This window comes from Pseudomonas sp. 3JA (assembly GCF_036961705.1).
GTDB lineage: Bacteria > Pseudomonadota > Gammaproteobacteria > Pseudomonadales > Pseudomonadaceae > Aquipseudomonas > Aquipseudomonas fluorescens_Q.
Map to the genome: position 1 here is coordinate 26,550 of NZ_JBAMDJ010000027.1, position 16,755 is coordinate 43,304.

General features: G+C 61.6%; 18 protein-coding genes. 6 read left to right on the top strand and 12 right to left on the bottom strand.

The features are described 5' to 3' along the window. Positions 1-15: 15 nt before the first annotated feature. Positions 16-906 (top strand): pseudouridine synthase, encoded by an 891-nt coding sequence (locus V7773_RS20300; RefSeq protein ID WP_336074747.1) that lies wholly within the window; start codon positions 16-18, stop codon positions 904-906. 466 nt (positions 907-1,372) lie between these two features. Here V7773_RS20300 and V7773_RS20305 read toward each other — a convergent pair whose 3' ends face one another. The 3 genes from V7773_RS20305 to mobA form a co-directional block, all read right to left on the bottom strand. Beyond that, on the bottom strand, positions 1,373-1,537 hold the full coding sequence (locus V7773_RS20305; RefSeq protein WP_218191455.1) for a hypothetical protein: 165 nt from the start codon (positions 1,535-1,537) through the stop codon (positions 1,373-1,375). Positions 1,538-1,768: 231 nt separating this feature from the next. After that, positions 1,769-1,990: a YgdI/YgdR family lipoprotein gene (locus tag V7773_RS20310; RefSeq protein WP_003199454.1), complete on the bottom strand. Its 222-nt coding sequence runs from the start codon at positions 1,988-1,990 to the stop codon at positions 1,769-1,771. 75 nt (positions 1,991-2,065) lie between these two features. Next, a complete protein-coding gene (mobA, locus tag V7773_RS20315; RefSeq protein WP_336074750.1) occupies positions 2,066-2,668 on the bottom strand; it encodes a molybdenum cofactor guanylyltransferase MobA in 603 nt (200 codons plus the stop codon). A gap of 78 nt (positions 2,669-2,746) precedes the next feature. Here mobA and moaB point away from each other — a divergent pair, with 78 nt between their 5' ends. Then, the gene (gene moaB, locus V7773_RS20320; protein WP_063322294.1) at positions 2,747-3,286 is read left to right on the top strand and encodes a molybdenum cofactor biosynthesis protein B; all 540 of its coding nucleotides are present in this window, start codon (positions 2,747-2,749) and stop codon (positions 3,284-3,286) included. A 22-nt stretch (positions 3,287-3,308) separates the two neighbouring features. Further along, positions 3,309-4,496: a molybdopterin molybdotransferase MoeA gene (locus V7773_RS20325; protein WP_336074792.1), complete on the top strand. Its 1,188-nt coding sequence runs from the start codon at positions 3,309-3,311 to the stop codon at positions 4,494-4,496. A 59-nt stretch (positions 4,497-4,555) separates the two neighbouring features. Here V7773_RS20325 and V7773_RS20330 read toward each other — a convergent pair whose 3' ends face one another. Then, on the bottom strand, positions 4,556-4,864 hold the full coding sequence (locus V7773_RS20330; protein ID WP_256571802.1) for a hypothetical protein: 309 nt from the start codon (positions 4,862-4,864) through the stop codon (positions 4,556-4,558). 346 nt (positions 4,865-5,210) lie between these two features. Here V7773_RS20330 and yegS point away from each other — a divergent pair, with 346 nt between their 5' ends. Then, positions 5,211-6,128, top strand: a complete 918-nt coding sequence (gene yegS, locus V7773_RS20335; protein ID WP_336074752.1) for a lipid kinase YegS — start codon at positions 5,211-5,213, stop codon at positions 6,126-6,128. Here yegS and V7773_RS20340 read toward each other — a convergent pair. The 3 genes from V7773_RS20340 to V7773_RS20350 all read right to left on the bottom strand — a co-directional run bounded on the left by V7773_RS20340 (position 6,112) and on the right by V7773_RS20350 (position 8,363). Next, positions 6,112-6,771 (bottom strand): response regulator, encoded by a 660-nt coding sequence (locus V7773_RS20340; protein WP_063322291.1) that lies wholly within the window; start codon positions 6,769-6,771, stop codon positions 6,112-6,114. The two genes, yegS and V7773_RS20340, sit on opposite strands and share 17 nt — an antisense overlap. After that, positions 6,768-7,661, bottom strand: coding sequence for a sensor histidine kinase (locus tag V7773_RS20345; RefSeq protein WP_063322290.1), 894 nt, complete (start codon positions 7,659-7,661; stop codon positions 6,768-6,770). Before V7773_RS20345 ends, V7773_RS20340 begins: the two co-directional genes overlap by 4 nt. A gap of 231 nt (positions 7,662-7,892) precedes the next feature. After that, positions 7,893-8,363, bottom strand: a complete 471-nt coding sequence (locus V7773_RS20350) for a hypothetical protein (RefSeq protein WP_336074753.1) — start codon at positions 8,361-8,363, stop codon at positions 7,893-7,895. A 482-nt stretch (positions 8,364-8,845) separates the two neighbouring features. On the opposite strand from V7773_RS20350, the gene V7773_RS20355 reads away from it, so the two are divergent. Together V7773_RS20355 and V7773_RS20360 are read left to right on the top strand one after the other, a co-directional pair. Then, entirely contained in the window at positions 8,846-9,769 is a 924-nt protein-coding gene (locus V7773_RS20355) for a chemotaxis protein CheV (protein ID WP_336074754.1), read from the top strand. A gap of 70 nt (positions 9,770-9,839) precedes the next feature. Continuing rightward, complete coding sequence (locus tag V7773_RS20360) at positions 9,840-10,649, top strand: MOSC domain-containing protein (protein WP_336074756.1); 810 nt, start codon at positions 9,840-9,842, stop codon at positions 10,647-10,649. Between the two features lie 206 nt (positions 10,650-10,855). Here the strand turns inward: V7773_RS20360 and ppnP are convergent, their stop codons facing one another. The 5 genes from ppnP to atuC form a co-directional block, all read right to left on the bottom strand. Continuing rightward, entirely contained in the window at positions 10,856-11,140 is a 285-nt protein-coding gene (gene ppnP / locus V7773_RS20365; RefSeq protein WP_014337306.1) for a pyrimidine/purine nucleoside phosphorylase, read from the bottom strand. Positions 11,141-11,233: 93 nt separating this feature from the next. Further along, the gene (locus V7773_RS20370; protein ID WP_063322286.1) at positions 11,234-11,776 is read right to left on the bottom strand and encodes an exonuclease domain-containing protein; all 543 of its coding nucleotides are present in this window, start codon (positions 11,774-11,776) and stop codon (positions 11,234-11,236) included. A gap of 62 nt (positions 11,777-11,838) precedes the next feature. After that, positions 11,839-13,809: an acetyl/propionyl/methylcrotonyl-CoA carboxylase subunit alpha gene (locus tag V7773_RS20375; protein ID WP_336074757.1), complete on the bottom strand. Its 1,971-nt coding sequence runs from the start codon at positions 13,807-13,809 to the stop codon at positions 11,839-11,841. Between the two features lie 134 nt (positions 13,810-13,943). Next, entirely contained in the window at positions 13,944-15,101 is a 1,158-nt protein-coding gene (gene atuD, locus V7773_RS20380; RefSeq protein WP_092222970.1) for a citronellyl-CoA dehydrogenase, read from the bottom strand. A 33-nt stretch (positions 15,102-15,134) separates the two neighbouring features. Continuing rightward, positions 15,135-16,751, bottom strand: a complete 1,617-nt coding sequence (atuC, locus tag V7773_RS20385; protein WP_336074760.1) for a geranyl-CoA carboxylase subunit beta — start codon at positions 16,749-16,751, stop codon at positions 15,135-15,137. Between the last annotated feature and the right edge of the window lie 4 nt (positions 16,752-16,755).

Here is a 16,755-nt window from a genome sequence, read left to right on the forward strand (position 1 = left end):
GCCTAAGAGTTTTCAATGTCCGGTTCATCGTTTTCCGCCGCTCATCATCAGGCCAGTACGCTGTACCTGCCGCCCGGTTCCTGGCAGACGGTGCTGGAGTGCCTGTGCGAGCATTTCAGCGCCATCAGTCGCGAGCAGTGGCTGGACCGGATCGCTCGGGGTCGGGTATTGGACGGGGAGGGCAAGGCCATCCAGGTCGACCTGCCATACCGTGAAGGCCTGCGCATCCACTACTTCCGTGAAGTGCCCGACGAGAAGCCGATCCCGGTGGTGGAGTCGATCCTGTATGCCGACGAGCACTTGGTGGTGGCAGACAAACCGCATTTTCTGCCTGTCACTCCGGCGGGCGAATACGTCGAGCAAACCTTGTTGCGACGGCTGATCCGGCGCCTGGACAACCCGCATCTGGTGCCCTTGCACCGCATCGACCGGCACACGGCCGGGCTGGTGTTGTTCTCGGCCAACCCGAACACCCGCTCGGCGTATCAGTCGTTATTCCCGACGCGACAGATCGAAAAACGCTACCAGGCCATTGCCCGCGCATTGCCTGGGCTGACCTTTCCCCGGGTGCATAGAAGCCGGATGATCGATGGTGAGCCGTTCTTTCGGATGCAGGAAGGACCGGGCGAGCCCAATACCGAAACGGCCATCGAAGTGCTGGAAAGGAACGGCGAGTTGTGGCGCTATGGCTTGTATCCGGTCACGGGCAAGAAACACCAGTTGCGGGTTCACATGAATGCCCTTGGGGCGGGGATCTGCAATGATCCGTTTTATCCTGATGTGCTTCGGGATGTTGAGGATGATTACTCGAATCCTTTGAAGCTGCTGGCTCAAGGGGTGCGTTTTGTTGATCCGGTTACTGGCCTGAAACGTGTGTTTGAGAGCGACATTACGTTGCAGTGGTAGTCAGTGAACCCAGCTCCAAGGCGGTGAGTGGATTTGATTTTCCGTTTGGGGCATGGTGTGTATATCCGTTGCTGCGGTAACGGCTGCTTATGGTTCCGTCCTGACGGCGGGTCACTTTTGGAAGAAGAGCGCCAAAAGTAACCAAAAGCGCTTTGCCCCACCACTTGGTGCCTCGCCTAGGCTCGGCATGCCTGAACGAAGGCATTGCTTCGTGGGCCGGGGCCATCCATGGCCCAGCACGGCTATCCCGGCATCCATGCCGGGATGCCCATTGCGCAATGCCTGCGTTCGGCCAGCGTGGCTTAACAGGGCGTTCAGATCAAAATCCAAAGCAAGAGCAAGAGCAAGAGCAAGAGCAAGAGCAAGAGCGGGACACATGCCAGCATCTTCGGGGCTGAGCCACCGCTATCGCGAGCAAGCTCGCTCCCACAGGAGAAACGCGGTCCCACCTAAACCAGGTCGGCTATCAGGCCGCCTCGTGGTGGACGTTGATCTCGGGCGCCCCATTAACCACGCTGGCCGAACGCAGGCATTGCGCAGTGGGCACCTCGGCATGGATGCCGAGGTAGCCGCGCTGGGCCATGGATGGCCCTTCGCGGCGGCCCACGGAGCAATGCCGGAGTGAGGGCACACCGAGCCTAAGCGAGGTGCCGAGTGGTGGGGCAGGAGCGCTTTGGTTACTTTCGCGCTTTTTGTACGGACCGGACACGCTTTTCGAAAGTGACCCGCCGTCAGGGCGGAACCCTAAGTGGCCGTTACCGCAGCAACGGATATACACCCAAAACCAAGCCCAAAAAAAACGGCGCTCCCCTCTTCAGGAAGCGCCGTTTTTTCTAGCGACTTAGGGTAGCAGCGTTACAGATTACAAATCCTTAACGGTACGAACCTGATCCTTGTTCACGCGAGTCTGCTTGCCATCCAGTTGCTCGAATTCGTAGAAGCCGCTTTCTTCATCGTAATGAGGGGTATCGACGGCCTGGATTTCGCGACCGTCATTCAAGGTGATCACTGTTGGCGAAGCGCACCCGGCAAGGGTGGCGAGGCCCAGAGCGAGCATGAACGTGGCGAGGGTCCGTTGTGTCATGGTGTTTCTCCGAAATGGATTCTTCAAGTTACTGACCTTCAGACGTATACATTGCGCGCAAGTTCCTGGCTAGTGTCAATCTGACACGCCTTTATGTCGGGCCAGTAACTCCGGGGTGTTCAGATTGGCCAGCCGCGGGTCGTCGGCAGGGCATTGCAAGGCAACGGCGTGCAACGCGCGCATAACCCGACCGGGGCTGCGTTCGCCGTCGCTCCAGGCTTTTTCGAAGCTCGCTGCCAGGGCCAACGGGATGACACACAGCAGCGGTTCCCAATGCTCGCCGTGCCGCACCATCAATGGCTGACCAGGGTGCTGGCTGGCCGTCCTGCGCATGTTGTCGAGCAGGCCTGCGTCGATCTGCGGCACGTCGCACGGTAGCACCAGCAAATACGGATGCTTCGCAGCCTTGAGGCCTGCCCGGATACCTGCCAGCGGCCCGGGAAAGTCGCCTTCCTCGTCATGCACCAACTGATCGGCATACGGTGCATAACGTTGCGCATTACGGTTGCAGGAAATGATCAGGTCATCGCTCAGGGCGCGGGTCTGGCGATGGATATGGGCAATCAGCGGTTCGCCTTGCCACTGCACCAGGCCTTTGTCCTGACCGCCCATGCGTTGCCCGCGGCCACCCGCCAAGAGCAGAATAGAGCAGGATGGCAGCGGCGTAATCGAGGTCATGGCGTGTCTCCGCACGGGCGCAAAAATGAAGCGCTGTGATATAACACCGGGCTGTTTCCTTCACAACTGGACGAGCCTATGAAAGCCAAGGCTGATGTACCTTTCGTGCCGCTCAATATCGCGGTGCTGACTGTCAGTGATACTCGTACCCTGGAAACCGATACGTCCGGGCAGGTCTTCGTCGATCGGCTCACGGCGGCCGGCCACAACCTGGCGCAGCGGGTCCTGCTCAAAGATGATTTGTACAAGATCCGTGCGCAAGTCGCGACCTGGATTGCCGAAGACGTGGTGCAGGTGGTGCTGATCACCGGCGGCACCGGTTTCACTGGGCGTGACAGCACGCCGGAAGCCGTCACGTGCCTGCTGGACAAGCAGGTCGATGGCTTTGGCGAGTTGTTTCGACAGATATCCGTGGCTGACATCGGCACTTCCACCGTGCAGTCCCGCGCGCTGGCAGGCCTGGCCAATGGCACGCTGGTGTGTTGCCTGCCGGGTTCGACCAACGCGGTGCGTACCGGATGGGATGGCATCCTGGCCGAACAGCTGGATGTGCGGCATCGGCCGTGCAACTTCGTGGCTCATTTGAAACAGGCAGCGCCTTGTGAATCCCGTGGGTAAACCGGGCAAGGCCGGGGCCTTGATGGCTGTTGAGGTCGCGTTGGAGCGACTGCTCGAGATGGCGGCGGCCACGCCGATTGTCCAGCGCGAGCATTTGCCTTTGGCCGCGGCGCTAGGGCGAGTGCTCGCCGAGGATCTGGTGTCGACCCTTGATTTGCCGCCATGGCCCAACAGCGCCATGGACGGCTATGCCTTGCGGTTGGCTGACTGGAGCGGCGAGCCGTTGACGGTCAGCCAGCGGATTTTTGCCGGGCAGGCCCCGGAGCCGCTGGCGGTTGGCACGTGTGCGCGGATCTTCACCGGGGCGCCAGTCCCTGCTGGCGCCGATTGCGTCGAGATGCAGGAAAATGCCGTGGTTGAAGACGACCAGCGGGTGCGGTTTACCGAGCCCATGGTCAGCGGGCAGAACATTCGCCCCCAGGGACAGGAGACCACCGTCGGCGACCAGGTGCTTTCTGCCGGTACGCGCCTGGGGCCGATCGAGCTGGGGCTGGCAGCCTCCTTGGGCTGTGCCTCGCTGGAAGTGGTGCGCAAAGTTCGCGTCGCAGTCCTGTCCACGGGGGATGAGCTGGTCGAACCCGGTCAGGCGTTGGGCCCGGGCCAGATCTATAACAGCAACCGCGTGCTGCTGTGTGGCTGGCTGCAATGCATGGGTTGTGAAGTGATTGACGCGGGTATCCTGCCTGACGATTTATCGGCCACCCGCGAGCGCCTGGCACAGTTGTCTGATGTCGATCTGATCCTGTCCACCGGTGGAGTATCGGTGGGGGAGGCGGATTTCCTGGGAGTCGCCTTGCGCGAGGACGGCGAGCTGGCGCTATGGAAACTCGCCATCAAGCCGGGTAAGCCGCTGACGTTCGGGCATTACCGTGGCGTGCCGGTCATAGGCCTGCCTGGAAACCCTGCCTCGACCCTCGTGACTTTCGCACTGCTGGCACGGCCCTACCTGCTAAGACGCCAGGGCGTTAAGTCGGTGGCGCCGCTCATGTTCAAGGTGCCGGCCGGTTTCGCCTGGCCGAAGGCTGGCAGTCGACGAGAATACTTGCGAGGCCGCATGGAGAATGGTCGAGCGATCATCTACCGGAATCAAAGCTCGGGTGTCCTTCGCAGCGCCGCCTGGGCCGAAGGGTTGGTCGAAGTGCTCGAGGGACGGACGCTGGTGGAGGGCGATGAGGTGGGTTTCATTCCCTTGAGCGAAGTCCTGGGTTAGCACCGTGGCAGGTGTCCTGCGGCCCGAGCCGGATCCTCGGGCCTTCACGCCTCTCACCTTCATCGTGTGAGCAGCATCACCACCTGATCGAATCGATTGTTCGCAATCCAGCCCAGCAGACCGAGCACCACCGCTGCAGCGCCAGCCGAATAGGCCAGCCTGTGGCGGATCACCTTTACGTCGGTGCGAATTTCATCCATGTCTTTGCGGATGTATTTGAGGTGGGTTTCCAGTTCAACGACGCGCGGTTCCAAATCAATTCCTCCAACGGGATTACTGCAACTTTTGCATGCGTTCTGAGTATTGGCCCGCCCGCTTCCAAGGGGCGCGCGCTGCTGGGGCAACAGCTTGTATTCACGGTTATGCATGGGACGGTTCATCCCCTTGGCCATAACTGTTCAAACGACTGATCCGGCCCCAGCGGGCCGTGACGTATCCATCCATGGGTAAGTGCTTCCTTGTGTGAAGAGGGTTTTAGCGTTCCAGCAAAACAGAAGGCCAAGGTGTCTCAATACCGCTAGAGGGTCAATTGAGCTGATTCGCCAGATCGTGTAAGAAAACTCTTCGAATCAAGACGTCCCGGTCGAACGAGCTGCCCTGCGGGTTTTTCCCGGGGGCAAGCCTTCCTGCTTTTTTAATAAATTGAGATGTTTCGGGCTTTTTCGCTCGAATGAGCGGTCCCATTTCCTGAACCTTCCAATGACGGAGACAACGATGAGCAAAGGCAAGGCGCTGTTGATTTTGCATGGCAAGCAAGCGCTCAACGAAGAGGTTCGCACGGCAGTGATGCTCAAGCGCGAGCAGGGCTGGGACCTGGCGGTACGGTTGACCTGGGAGGCCGGTGATGCCCAACGATGCGTCGATGAGGCGCTGGAGGCCGGTTATACGCGACTGATCGCCGGCGGCGGTGATGGGACCTTGCGTGATATCGCCGAAGCGATCGTCCTCCATGCGAGTGAAGCCAGCCTGGTACTGCTGCCGCTGGGCACTGCCAACGATTTCGCCCGGGCGGCTGGCGTTCCGTTGGAGCCTGCGCAGGCCCTGGATTTGCTCGACGTTGCGCCGCAGGCCGTGGATGTGGGGGACGTCTGCGGTCGGATTTTCCTGAACATGGCCACCGGCGGTTTTGGCAGCCAGGTGACGGCGAACACTTCCGAGGATCTCAAGAAAGTCCTGGGAGGCGCGGCCTACCTGTTCACCGGCCTGTCACGATTCAGTGAGCTGAGTGCCGCCTATGGTGAGTTGCAGGGCCCCGATTTCCACTGGCAAGGCGATTTGCTCGCGCTGGGCATCGGCAATGGCCGTCAGGCGGGGGGTGGCCACGTGCTGTGCCCGCAGGCGTTGGCCGATGATGGGTTGCTGGACATCAGCATCTTGCCGGCGCCGCAGGAGGTGGTCAGTACGTTGAAGGACTTGCTGGCGGGTGGCCTGGGCATCGACAACATGTTTGTCCGCGCGCGCTTGCCATGGGTGGAGATCAAGGTCGCGCAAGGCCTGGATATCAATCTCGATGGCGAGCCGTTGCAGGTAGACGCCCTGCGTTTCACTGTCCGCCCAAAAGCACTGCACGTGCACCTGCCGTCCGATTCGCCGCTGTTGGGTGGCGCGACGGCGCTCAATCGTCCAGGCTGATGATCTGTTCGCGAACCGCGAACAGCACAAGGCCGGCCACGTCATGGATCTGCAGGCGCTTCATGATTTGCGCCCGGTGGGTTTCCACGGTCTTGATGCTCAGGTTCAGGCCGTTGGCTATTTCCCGGGTGGACTTGCCGCGCACGATCAGGCGCAGTATTTCCAGCTGGCGTGCCGTCAGGTTATGAGTCCGGGCGGGGTCCGACTGATGCTTCTGGACGCGGGTCAGCGCCTGGTTGATCACGGTATGGGCGATGGCCGGGCTCAGGTAGCGTTCGTTGTTGCGCAGCGCCTCCAAGGCGTGTTTCAGCTCATTGGCGGTGGTGTCCTTGAGCAAATAGCCATGGGCTCCGGATTCCAGCGCCTGCATGATCAGCGCCGGATCCGTATGCATGGACAGGATCAGCACCTTGCTGTGGGGGCGCACCCGCTTGAGCTGTTGCAGGGCGTCCAGGCCGCAGGTGTCCTTCATGGAAATGTCCAGCAGCACGATATCGGGGTTCAACCGTTCGACCAGTTCGACCAATCGCGTGCCATCGCTGGCTTCACCAATGACGGCATAGCCCGGGATATCCATGACCAGCGCGCGCACGCCGGCCCTGATCAGGGAGTGGTCATCGACCAGGAGCAAATTACAAATCAAAGGAGAACCTTATTCTTACTGGCTCGTTCCAGGGCTCGCGGCGCCCAGGGAAAGCGTGCTTCGATGTGCGTGCCCTTGCCGGCCTCGCTGATGACCTTGAGGGTGCCGCCCAACTGTTCGACCCGCTCCGACATGCCGGCCATGCCCCGTTGGCCTTCGCGAGCGGGGTGGGTGGCCGGGACAAAACCCTGGCCATCGTCGCTGATCAGCAGGCTCAGGCCGTCAGGCAGGCGTTGCAAGCGTACCAGCAGATTCGTCGCCCGGGCATGACGCAAGATGTTGGTGACCGCTTCCTGGGTGATCCGGAACACCGCGACCGACATTTCCTCCGGGATGCCTGCCATGCGCTGTTGGCAATCGAGGCTCCACTTCACCGGGGCATTGGCCAGCGTCTTGAGCAGGTGCGCCCGCAGGCTGGCTTCCAGTCCGAGGCTGGCCAGTTGCCGGGGGTTGAGGATCGCCGATACGTCGCGAACCTTGTTGAGGGTTTCGTCCAGGGTCTCGCAGAGTAGCGCGCATTGGCCTTGCAATTCTTCCGGCATCCGCCGCTTGAGCCATTCGCCTTGCAGCTTCGCTGCGGTCAGCAACTGGCCAATGTCGTCGTGCAATTCGCGGCTGAGGCGATGGCGCTCGTTTTCCTGGACCTCAAGCAACCGGTCGGCCAGTTCCTGAGGCTGGAACTTGATGGATTTGCGTGACAATCGATGGTGGATCGCTACACAGGTCATGGCCGCGACATTCAGTACCAGCAGGCTCAACGGCACCGTGTAGGCGAACAGGTAGGCCAGCAGGCAGCCGAGGGTCGAGCAGATACACAATAATAATGTGAAGCGACGGGCGTTTTCTCGGGAGGGAGGCCAGGTGATGAATGACTTGAGGCTGGCGTACATAGCGGATGGAGCCAATGAATGTTCGCTGCGGGCTGGCCGGTCAGCGCATCTGACAGGCCCGGTCGGGTAAACGTTTCAGGTCGAGGGCTGCTTCGGTCGGCGGCTTTTACGGCGCTGTCTTGAAGTGGCTGACGCGCGAGATAGTACCACTTCACCTATCGTTGGTCGCGCTCGGCATGGCGCGGTGAGCGCTACGCACCAGGCACGCAGCACTGAGCCGGCATCGTCGCCTCAGGCTTGTTTCTGGGGGTAGGGTACCAAGGCCAGCGGACGTGGCGCTGCCGATGCCTGGCCAGGGCTCTGGCCTACCTGGAAAGCGAATGCCTCGATCAACGAGATCTGTTCGCTGCTGTCCAGGCCCAACTGGCCAGTGGTGTGATCGACCAGTTCCAATTGCCAGGCCATCAGGGTTAAACAATCTTTCAGGGCGTCCAAGGCCTGGTCATGCAACTCCATGTGGTTTTGCGCGTGACTGAGCAAACCATGGATATGCAGTGAAAACTCCGAAACGGCTTCCAACGCCAAGGCATTGGCCTTGTTCGACAGTTTCAGCAAGGTGCTGAGCATGCAATCGATGGCATCCTTGTCGTTGTTGATCAATTGCAGATGGCTCAGGCATTCCTCCGACTTGGCCAGCAGCGTCTCGGCTTCGATCAGAAGCTCGGGAAGACGCTGACTCCAGTTCCTGCGATCGTTCGGCATGCTTATCTCCACAACATCATGTCAGGCGAAAGGAAACCGCTGATGGCGAACGGCTGGATCTCAAGGTCGACCGCGGTCGGACGCACGGCGACACATCCCTGCCGTTTAGCGAAAGTGAATTCGCAAACAATTGCACGGGTGGGATCGGCCGAAGGACTGGAGGTCCGATGTCCTGTGGTCGCGCACAAAAGCCTGACTCCGTTCAGCAATGAGAATGGCGTCACATTAATGGCTATTGGATACCGGGAATATCAGGTTGGACCTGATTGTGCCTAGGGGAATCCCTTAGGCAGGGGAACTTTGCACACAAGCGAGGGTCGCGCGGCAGGGAAAAATCGCAGATGAAATCATGAAGCCAGTAAAGCATGATGTTAATGTGACATCAATGCCCCGCGCTTGTATTTTATCCGGGGGTCAAGATTCGGTTCGTCCAGCCGATATCTCATTCATTGGATTCATCCGAACAAGCCCAGGAGTCATCAATGGCCGGCATTCTCGACACAGTAGATCAACGAACCCAACTGGTGGGTGAGAATCGCCTGGAAATTCTCATGTTTCGCTTGGCGGGTCGACAGTTGTTCGCCATTAACGTGTTCAAGGTCCAGGAAGTGCTGCAGTTGCCGAAGCTGACCCTGATGCCGCAGCGTCACGCGTTCGTGTGCGGCGTGGTCAATCTGCGCGGCCAGACGTTGCCGGTGATCGACCTGTCCCAGGCCATTGGCATGCGTCCTTTGGTGCCGGGCCCCAACAGCACCATTATCGTGACTGAATACAACCGCTCGGTTCAGGCATTCCTGGTGGGCGGCGTCGACCGCATCGTCAACATGAACTGGGAAGCCATCCTGCCACCGCCGACCAGCGCTGGCCGTGAGCACTACCTGACGGCCATCAGCAAGGTGGACGATCAGTTGGTGGAAATCATCGACGTGGAAAAAGTCCTGGCCGAAATCGTGCCGTACAACGCCAAGGTCTCCCGGGACAAGCTTGAGGACCCGGTGCTGGAGCGCGCCCGTGGTCGCGAAGTGTTGCTGGTGGACGACTCCAACGTCGCGCTCTCGCAACTGCGCGATACCCTGGGGCAACTGGGCGTGAAAATGCACATCGCCAGCGACGGCCTCAAAGCCCTGAACATGCTCAAGGCCTGGGCCGATACCGGCGAGGTGATGACCGATAAATTGCTGATGATCTTCACTGACGCGGAAATGCCCGAAATGGACGGCTACCGGCTGACCACCGAGATCCGCAACGACCCGCGCTTGCGTGGGCTCTATGTCGTACTGCACACCTCGCTGTCCGGCAGCTTCAACGATTCGATGGTCAAGAAGGTCGGTTGCGACAACTTCCTCTCCAAATTCCAGCCGGACAAGCTGGTCGATGTGGTGCGCCAGCGGCTGATGCTCAACTGAAACCGATGGTGGTTTGCTTCAATGGCCGGCTCGTATAAGGTGGCTTTTTTTCGCCACCAGGGAGTTGACCATGTTGCGGCTGAGCGCGCTGTATCGGTATCCGTTGAAGTCCGGCAAGGGCGAGCCCTTGCAAGGGATCGGCCTGGACAAGCTCGGGCTGGACGGTGACCGGCGCTGGATGCTGGTGGATGAGGGCACGGGGCGTTTCCTGACCCAGCGAGCCGTGGCGAAGATGAGCCAGCTCTCAGCCTTGTGGAACGAATCGGGCGGCCTGACGCTCAGCGCGCCGGGCCATGGCGCCATCGACGTGCCGCTGCCGCCAGTGGTGGAGGAACAGCGGCGCGGGGTGATTATCTGGCGTGATACCTTGCGTGTGCCGGATGCCGGTGACGAGGCCGCGGCCTGGGTCAGCGAATTCATCGGCAATCCTACCCGCCTGGTGCATGTGCCGGTGGATCTGGCGCGTACCACCGCCGCCGGTTATGGCAAGGATGACGATAAGGTTGCCTTCGCCGATGGTTTTCCCCTGCTGCTGATTGGCCAGGCGTCCTTGCAGGACTTGTCGAGTCGGGTCGGTCGTTCGCTGGAAATGTTGCGCTTTCGCCCCAACCTGGTGGTCGAGGGCAGCGAGGCGTTTGCCGAGGACGGCTGGAAGCGCATTCGTATCGGCGAGGTTGAGTTCCGGCTGGTCAAGCCATGCTCACGTTGCATCATGACCACGGTCGATCCGCAAACCGGCGAACGCGATCCGAATCGCGAACCCTTTGCCACCTTGCAGCAGTACCGCTCGACACCGGACGGTGCGATGTTCGGTCAGAATCTGGTCAACGACAGCAACGGTCGGCTTGAAGTTGGCATGCCGGTTGAAGTGCTTGAATAAAAGGATCCGTAAACAAAAATGCCCGTGTCATTGGACACGGGCATTTTTGTTTATCAGGCAACAGTTTTTCTAGCTTTTGTGGCGAGGGAGCTTGCTCCCGCTGGACGCGCTAGCGTCCCCGGCCAAGAGGGGCTGCTTCACGCCCAGCGGGAGCAAGCTCCCTCGCCACAGGGGTAACTGTGCTCCCCGCTTTGTAATGCGCCGAATCAGCCGCGATATTCACACAGGTAAGCGGTGTCGACGGCCACTTTGAGCTGGAATTTGCTGTTGGCCGGAACATTGAACTGGCTGCCGGCTTCGAAGGTTTCCCAGTCCGTGCTGTCAGGCAGCTTCACGGTCAGGGCGCCGGAGACCACGTGCATGATTTCCCGTTGGGCCGTGCCGAACTCATATTCGCCCGGTGCCATGACGCCGATGGTCGCAGGGCCTTCGGCAGTGCCAAAAGCGATCGACTTGACGGTGCCGTCGAAGTACTCGTTGACTTTAAACATGGGCGATTCCTCGAAAAAGGGGCTGAAAAAGGCCGGCCAGTATGCACAAGGCCGCAACATTCGTCATCTGCCGCGCTGGGAGGTGGATGCCGCTCAACCCGGAAGCACCAGGGGCAACAACCGTGCGGTATTGCGGGCATCTTCCAGCGCTCGGTGCTGTTGACCGCAGAATTGCAGGCCCGCCAGTTGCAGCGCGCCATTGAGCCCCAGCGGTCGCTCCAGTCGACGGGCCTTGGCGAAGCGTTGCTTGAGGTTCATGTGCGGCACCTGGCCGAGGACACTGTGCAATTGCTGGTGCTGCCATTCCTGAAGCAGTTGCTTGCGGTCGTAATCGCCCCAACTGACCCAGCTTTCCAGCTTCGACTGATACGGCGCCAGCCAGCGCTCGAACACCGGCCAGACCTCGGTCAAGGGTGCGGCACTGTCGATATTGGCCTGGGTGATGTGGGTCAGTTCGCGACAGAAGGGCGTCAGCAGCGGTCGCCTCAGGGGCCGCACGAAGCGCTGGAAATGATCCACTTCGCGGCCGTCACGATTCACCAGCGTGGCGCCGATTTCGATAATTTCCATTTCGGTTACCGGCCAGCCACCTTCATCGGTGGTGGCCTCCAGATCAATCACCAGCCAGTGAGGCATTGCAGGGTTCCCGGTATCGGCGTGCTGATGGGTTTGAGCGTAGTCAAACCCTCGGCATCCGACTAGTGGGCCCTTTCAACGCGCAACAAAACCTGGCGTTTTTTCACCTGGTCACCCCGCGCGACCTGCAATTGCCTGACCACGCCGTCGACGCCGGCCTTGAGTGGGTGCTCCATTTTCATGGCCTCAAGCACCATGAGCAACTGGCCTTGGTGCACGGTGCTGCCTTCGCGGACCCGCAGCTCGACAATGGCGCCGTCCATTGGCGCCTTGAGCGTGCCGTCGCTGACGCTGGTCTTGGCGGCGATGGGGGCCAGGGTCCGATCTTGCAGGTGCAGGCCGCCAGGGCAGGTGAACAGCCAGAGATCGTTGCCATCGAGGCGCCACGCATGCCGCCGGCGAATCCCATCGATCACCAGCGTTGCGCCATGAGGGGCAGCGTCGAGCAACCTCAGTTCGATCAAGCGCCCGGCACTGCGGATGTTGAATGTGCCGTCGGCTTCGGCCACCAGGCTCAGCGTCCAGTCGTGCTCCCCGACACCGATCCGGTAATGCAGCGCCACGCCGATGCTGTTGCGCCATCCGCCCAGGCCCTGAGCATGCCGTGCCTGCGAGGCCTGATAAAACGCCGCCGTGGCGATGGCGAGTTGTTCGGCAGAGGGCTCAAGGGGCCGGAGCACCGCATGATCGGTAAAGTGTTGCCCGATGAATCCGTTGCCGAAGTCACCGTCGATGAACCGCGGATGTGCCAGCAACCCGGTGAGCAGCCGCTGGTTGCTCTGGACGCCAAGCAGGACGCAATCTTCCACCGCTCGCAACAATTTGCGTCGGGCCTCCTCGCGAGTGGCGCCGTGGACGATGAGCTTGCCCAGCATCGAGTCGTAAAACGGGGTGATGGCTTGGCCCTCCAGCAGGCCATGGTCGATTCGCACGCCGTCCTGCGTGGGCGGCTCCCAACCGATCAGCCGCCCGGTCTGGGGCAGAAAATCCGCCGCCGGGTCCTCGGCGTACAGCCGCACCTGCATAGCATGGCCGCTTAGCGTCACCTGCTCCTGGCGCAGGGGCAGCGACCGGCCGGCGGCGACGTCCAATTGCCAGGCCACCAGATCCAGGCCGGTGATCAGCTCGGTGACCGGGTGTTCGACCTGCAGGCGCGTGTTCATCTCCAGGAAGTAAAACCGACCGTCCGCAGCGAGCAGGAACTCCACGGTCCCGGCCCCGACATAATTCACTGCGCGTGCGGCCTTGAGTGCCGCGTCACCCATGGCCTGGCGCAGGTCGGTGGTCATGACCGGGCAGGGCGCTTCCTCGATGACTTTCTGGTGGCGCCGCTGGATCGAGCAGTCCCGTTCGCCCAGGTGGATCAGCTGACCGTGATGGTCGCCGAAGATCTGCACTTCCACATGCCGCGGATCGATCAACGCCTGTTCGAGGATCAACTCGTCGCTGCCAAAACCGTGCAGGGCCTCCGAGCGCGCGCCGCGCAACTGCTCCAGCAGGTCCTCGGCCCGCTGGACCAGGCGCATGCCTCGGCCTCCGCCGCCGGCGCTGGCCTTGATCATCAACGGGTAGCCGATACGCCCGGCTTCGCGCTGCAGCGTGTCGTCGTCCTGGGCGGCGCCCTGGTAACCGGCGATGCAGGGAACGCCGGCTTCAATCATGGCGATTTTTGCCCGGCGCTTGCTGCCCATCAGGTCGATGGCCTCGGGGCTGGGGCCGATGAACACGATGTCGGCCGCTTCGCAGGCCTTGGCGAACCCGGCATTTTCCGAAAGGAAGCCGTAGCCGGGATGGATCGCATCGGCTCCGCAGCGCCGGGCTGCATCGAGAATGGCCGAGGGGTTGAGGTAGGACTGCTGCGCCGCGGCTGGGCCGATCAACACCGCTTCATCGGCCATGCGCACATGCAGCGCGTCGGCGTCAGCCGCGCTGAACACCGCTACCGTGCGATAACCCAGGGCTTGGGCGGTGCGCTGGATGCGACAGGCGATTTCGCCGCGGTTGGCGATGAGGATTTTGCTGAAGGCGGGCATGGGTTCATTCCTGGCGTCTTGCGGTGTCTGTATGGGCCTCATCGCGAGCAAGCTTTGCTCCCACAGGCGAATGCACTCACTGGGCATTGTGGGAGCAAAGCGTGCTCGCGATGGCGCTCTGGCAGGTGATGCGCTCAGTTTTTCTTTCCCGGCAAAATCCCCATGAGTTTGCAGATGATGCCCAGCATGATCTCGTCCGCACCGGCACCGATGGACACCAGCCGCACGTCGCGATAGGCCCGGGCGACCGGGTTGTCCCACATGAAGCCCATGCCGCCCCAATATTGCAGGCAACTGTCGGTGGTTTCCCGGGCCAGGCGCCCGGCCTTGAGCTTGGCCATCGACGCCAGTCGCGTGACGTCCTGGCCGTTGATGTACTGCTCGGTGGCCTGGTAGACCAGCGCCCGCAGGCATTCGATCTCGCTGGCCAGTTCCGCCAGGCGAAAGTGGATCACCTGGTTGTCGATCAGGGGCGCGCCGAAGGTCTTGCGTTCCTTGCAGTACTCGATGGTGCTGTCGATGCAATGCTCCAGGCCCTTGAGCATGTTGGCCGCGCCGAACAGGCGTTCTTCCTGGAATTGCAGCATCTGCATCATGAACCCGGCGCCCTCCTGGCCGATGCGATTGCGTTGTGGCACCCGCACGTCGTCGAAAAACACCTGGGCGGTTTCCGAGCTGCGCATGCCGAGTTTGTCCAGGTGCTGGCCAAGGCTGATGCCGGGGCTGTGCATCGGCACCATGATCAGCGACTTGTTGACGTGGGGCTTGTCGTCCGAGGTATTCGCCAACAGGCAGATGAAGTCAGCGCTTGGCGCATTGGTGATCCACATCTTGCTGCCATTGATGACGTAGTCGTCGCCGTCCTTGCGCGCGGTGGTCTTGAGGCCGGCGACGTCGGAGCCAGCGCCCACCTCCGAGACGCCGATGCAGCCCACCTGTTCGCCGCGGATGGCCGGGCGCAGGAAGGCTTCACGCAACTCATCGGAGCCGAAGCGGGCCAGGGCCGGGGTACACATGTCGGTCTGCACGCCGATGGACATGGGCACGCCGCCGCAATGAATGGTGCCGAATTCCTCGGCCGCGACGATCGAATAGCTGTAGTCCAGGCCCATGCCGCCGAAGGCCGCTGGTTTGGAAATGCCCAGCAGGCCCAGCTCGCCGGCCTTGCGGAAAACCTCATGGATGGGAAAACGCCCGGCTTTCTCCCATTCGTCGACGTAAGGGTTGATGTCATGCTCGACAAACTGGCGAACGGTGCGCCGCAGTGCTTCGTGTTCCTGGGTGAAGATCATTTTCAGTGTTCTCCTGTGAGCCGTGGAGCGTCCTCAGAAACGGGCCACGCCGAAGCTGTTGGCTTGCAGTGGCCGCTGCTCGGCCTCGTGACAGATGTCCAGCAGGTAGCCCAGCAAAGTGCGCGTGTCGCGCGGATCGATGAGCCCGTCGTCCCACAGGCTGGCGCTGCCGTAGAGGGCGGTGGACTGGCTGTCGAGTTTCTGCGCGGTGGTTTGTTCGAGCAGGTCCAGCGCCTTCGGGTCGGGGAGCAGGCCGTTCTTGATCTGCGTGGCCTCGGTGACCATGCGCAGGACCTTGCCGGCCTGGGCACCGCCCATCACCGCCGTATGGCTGTTGGGCCAGGCGAAGATGAAGCGTGGGTCCAGCCCACGGCCGCACATGGCGTAATTGCCGGCGCCGTAGGAGCCGCCCACCACGACGGTCAGCTTGGGCACTCGGGCATTGGCCACGGCCTGGATCATCTTGGCGCCGTGCTTGATCACCCCTTGTCGCTCCGACTCGGTGCCGACCATGAACCCGGTGGTGTTGTGCAAAAACAGCAACGGCGTGCGGCTCTGGTCGCACAATTGGATGAACTGGGCGGCCTTGCTGGCGCCTTGCGGCGTGATGGGGCCGTTGTTGCCGATCAGGCCGCAGGCATGGCCGCGAATGTGCAGGTGACCGCAAATCGTCTGGGCGTCGAACTCGCTTTTGAAGGCCAGGAAATTCGAGCCGTCGGCGATGCGGGCGATGATTTCCTGCACGTCATAGGGTTTCTTCGGGTCGTCGGGGACCAGTCCCAATAATTCGTCGGCAGGGTAGAGCGGTTCCGGCCAGCTCCGTTCGGGCTGCGGTGGCAGTTGTGCATTCCAGGGCAGCAGGCTGAGAATCTCCCGGGCCAGGCGCACACCGTCGGCGTCGTTCTCCGCCAGGTATTCGGCGGTGCCCGCCACCTGCGCATGCATCTGTGCACCGCCCAATTCCTCCTCGCTGGCCACTTCGCCGGTCGCGGCCTTGAGTAACGGCGGCCCGGCCAGGAACAAGCGCGCCTTGTCGCGCACCACCACCACGTAATCCGACAACCCTGGCTGATAAGCCCCGCCTGCGGTGGCCGAGCCATGCACCACGGTGATCTGTGGCAGGCCCATGGCCGACATGCGTGCCTGGTTGGCGAAGCAGCGTGCGCCTTCGACGAATATCTGCGCGGCGTAATTGAGATTGGCGCCGCCACTTTCGGCGAGGGTGATGACCGGCAGTTTGTTTTCCATGGCGATCTGTTGCAGGCGCAGGGTCTTGTACAAGCCGCTGGGGGAAATCGTGCCGCCCTTGATTGCGCTGTTGTTGGCCACCACCAGCACCCGCACCCCGGACACGTAGCCGATCCCGGCGATCAGGCCGCCGCCGGCCTGGCTACCGTCCTTGTCGTCATGGAGTTTGTAGCCGGCCAGGCTCGCCAATTCGAGGAACGGCGCGCCAGGGTCCAGCAGCAGGTTCAGGCGCTGGCGCGGCATCAGTTGGCCGCGCTGGTCGAACTTGTCCTGGGCCTGGGCGGCTTTCTCCAGCACGGCCTGTTCGAGCTGGCGCAGCTGTTCGACACCGGCCAGCATCGCCGCGTGGTTGCGCGTGAAGTCAGCGCAGTGCGGGTCAAGGTGCGATTCGATGACTGGCATGCAG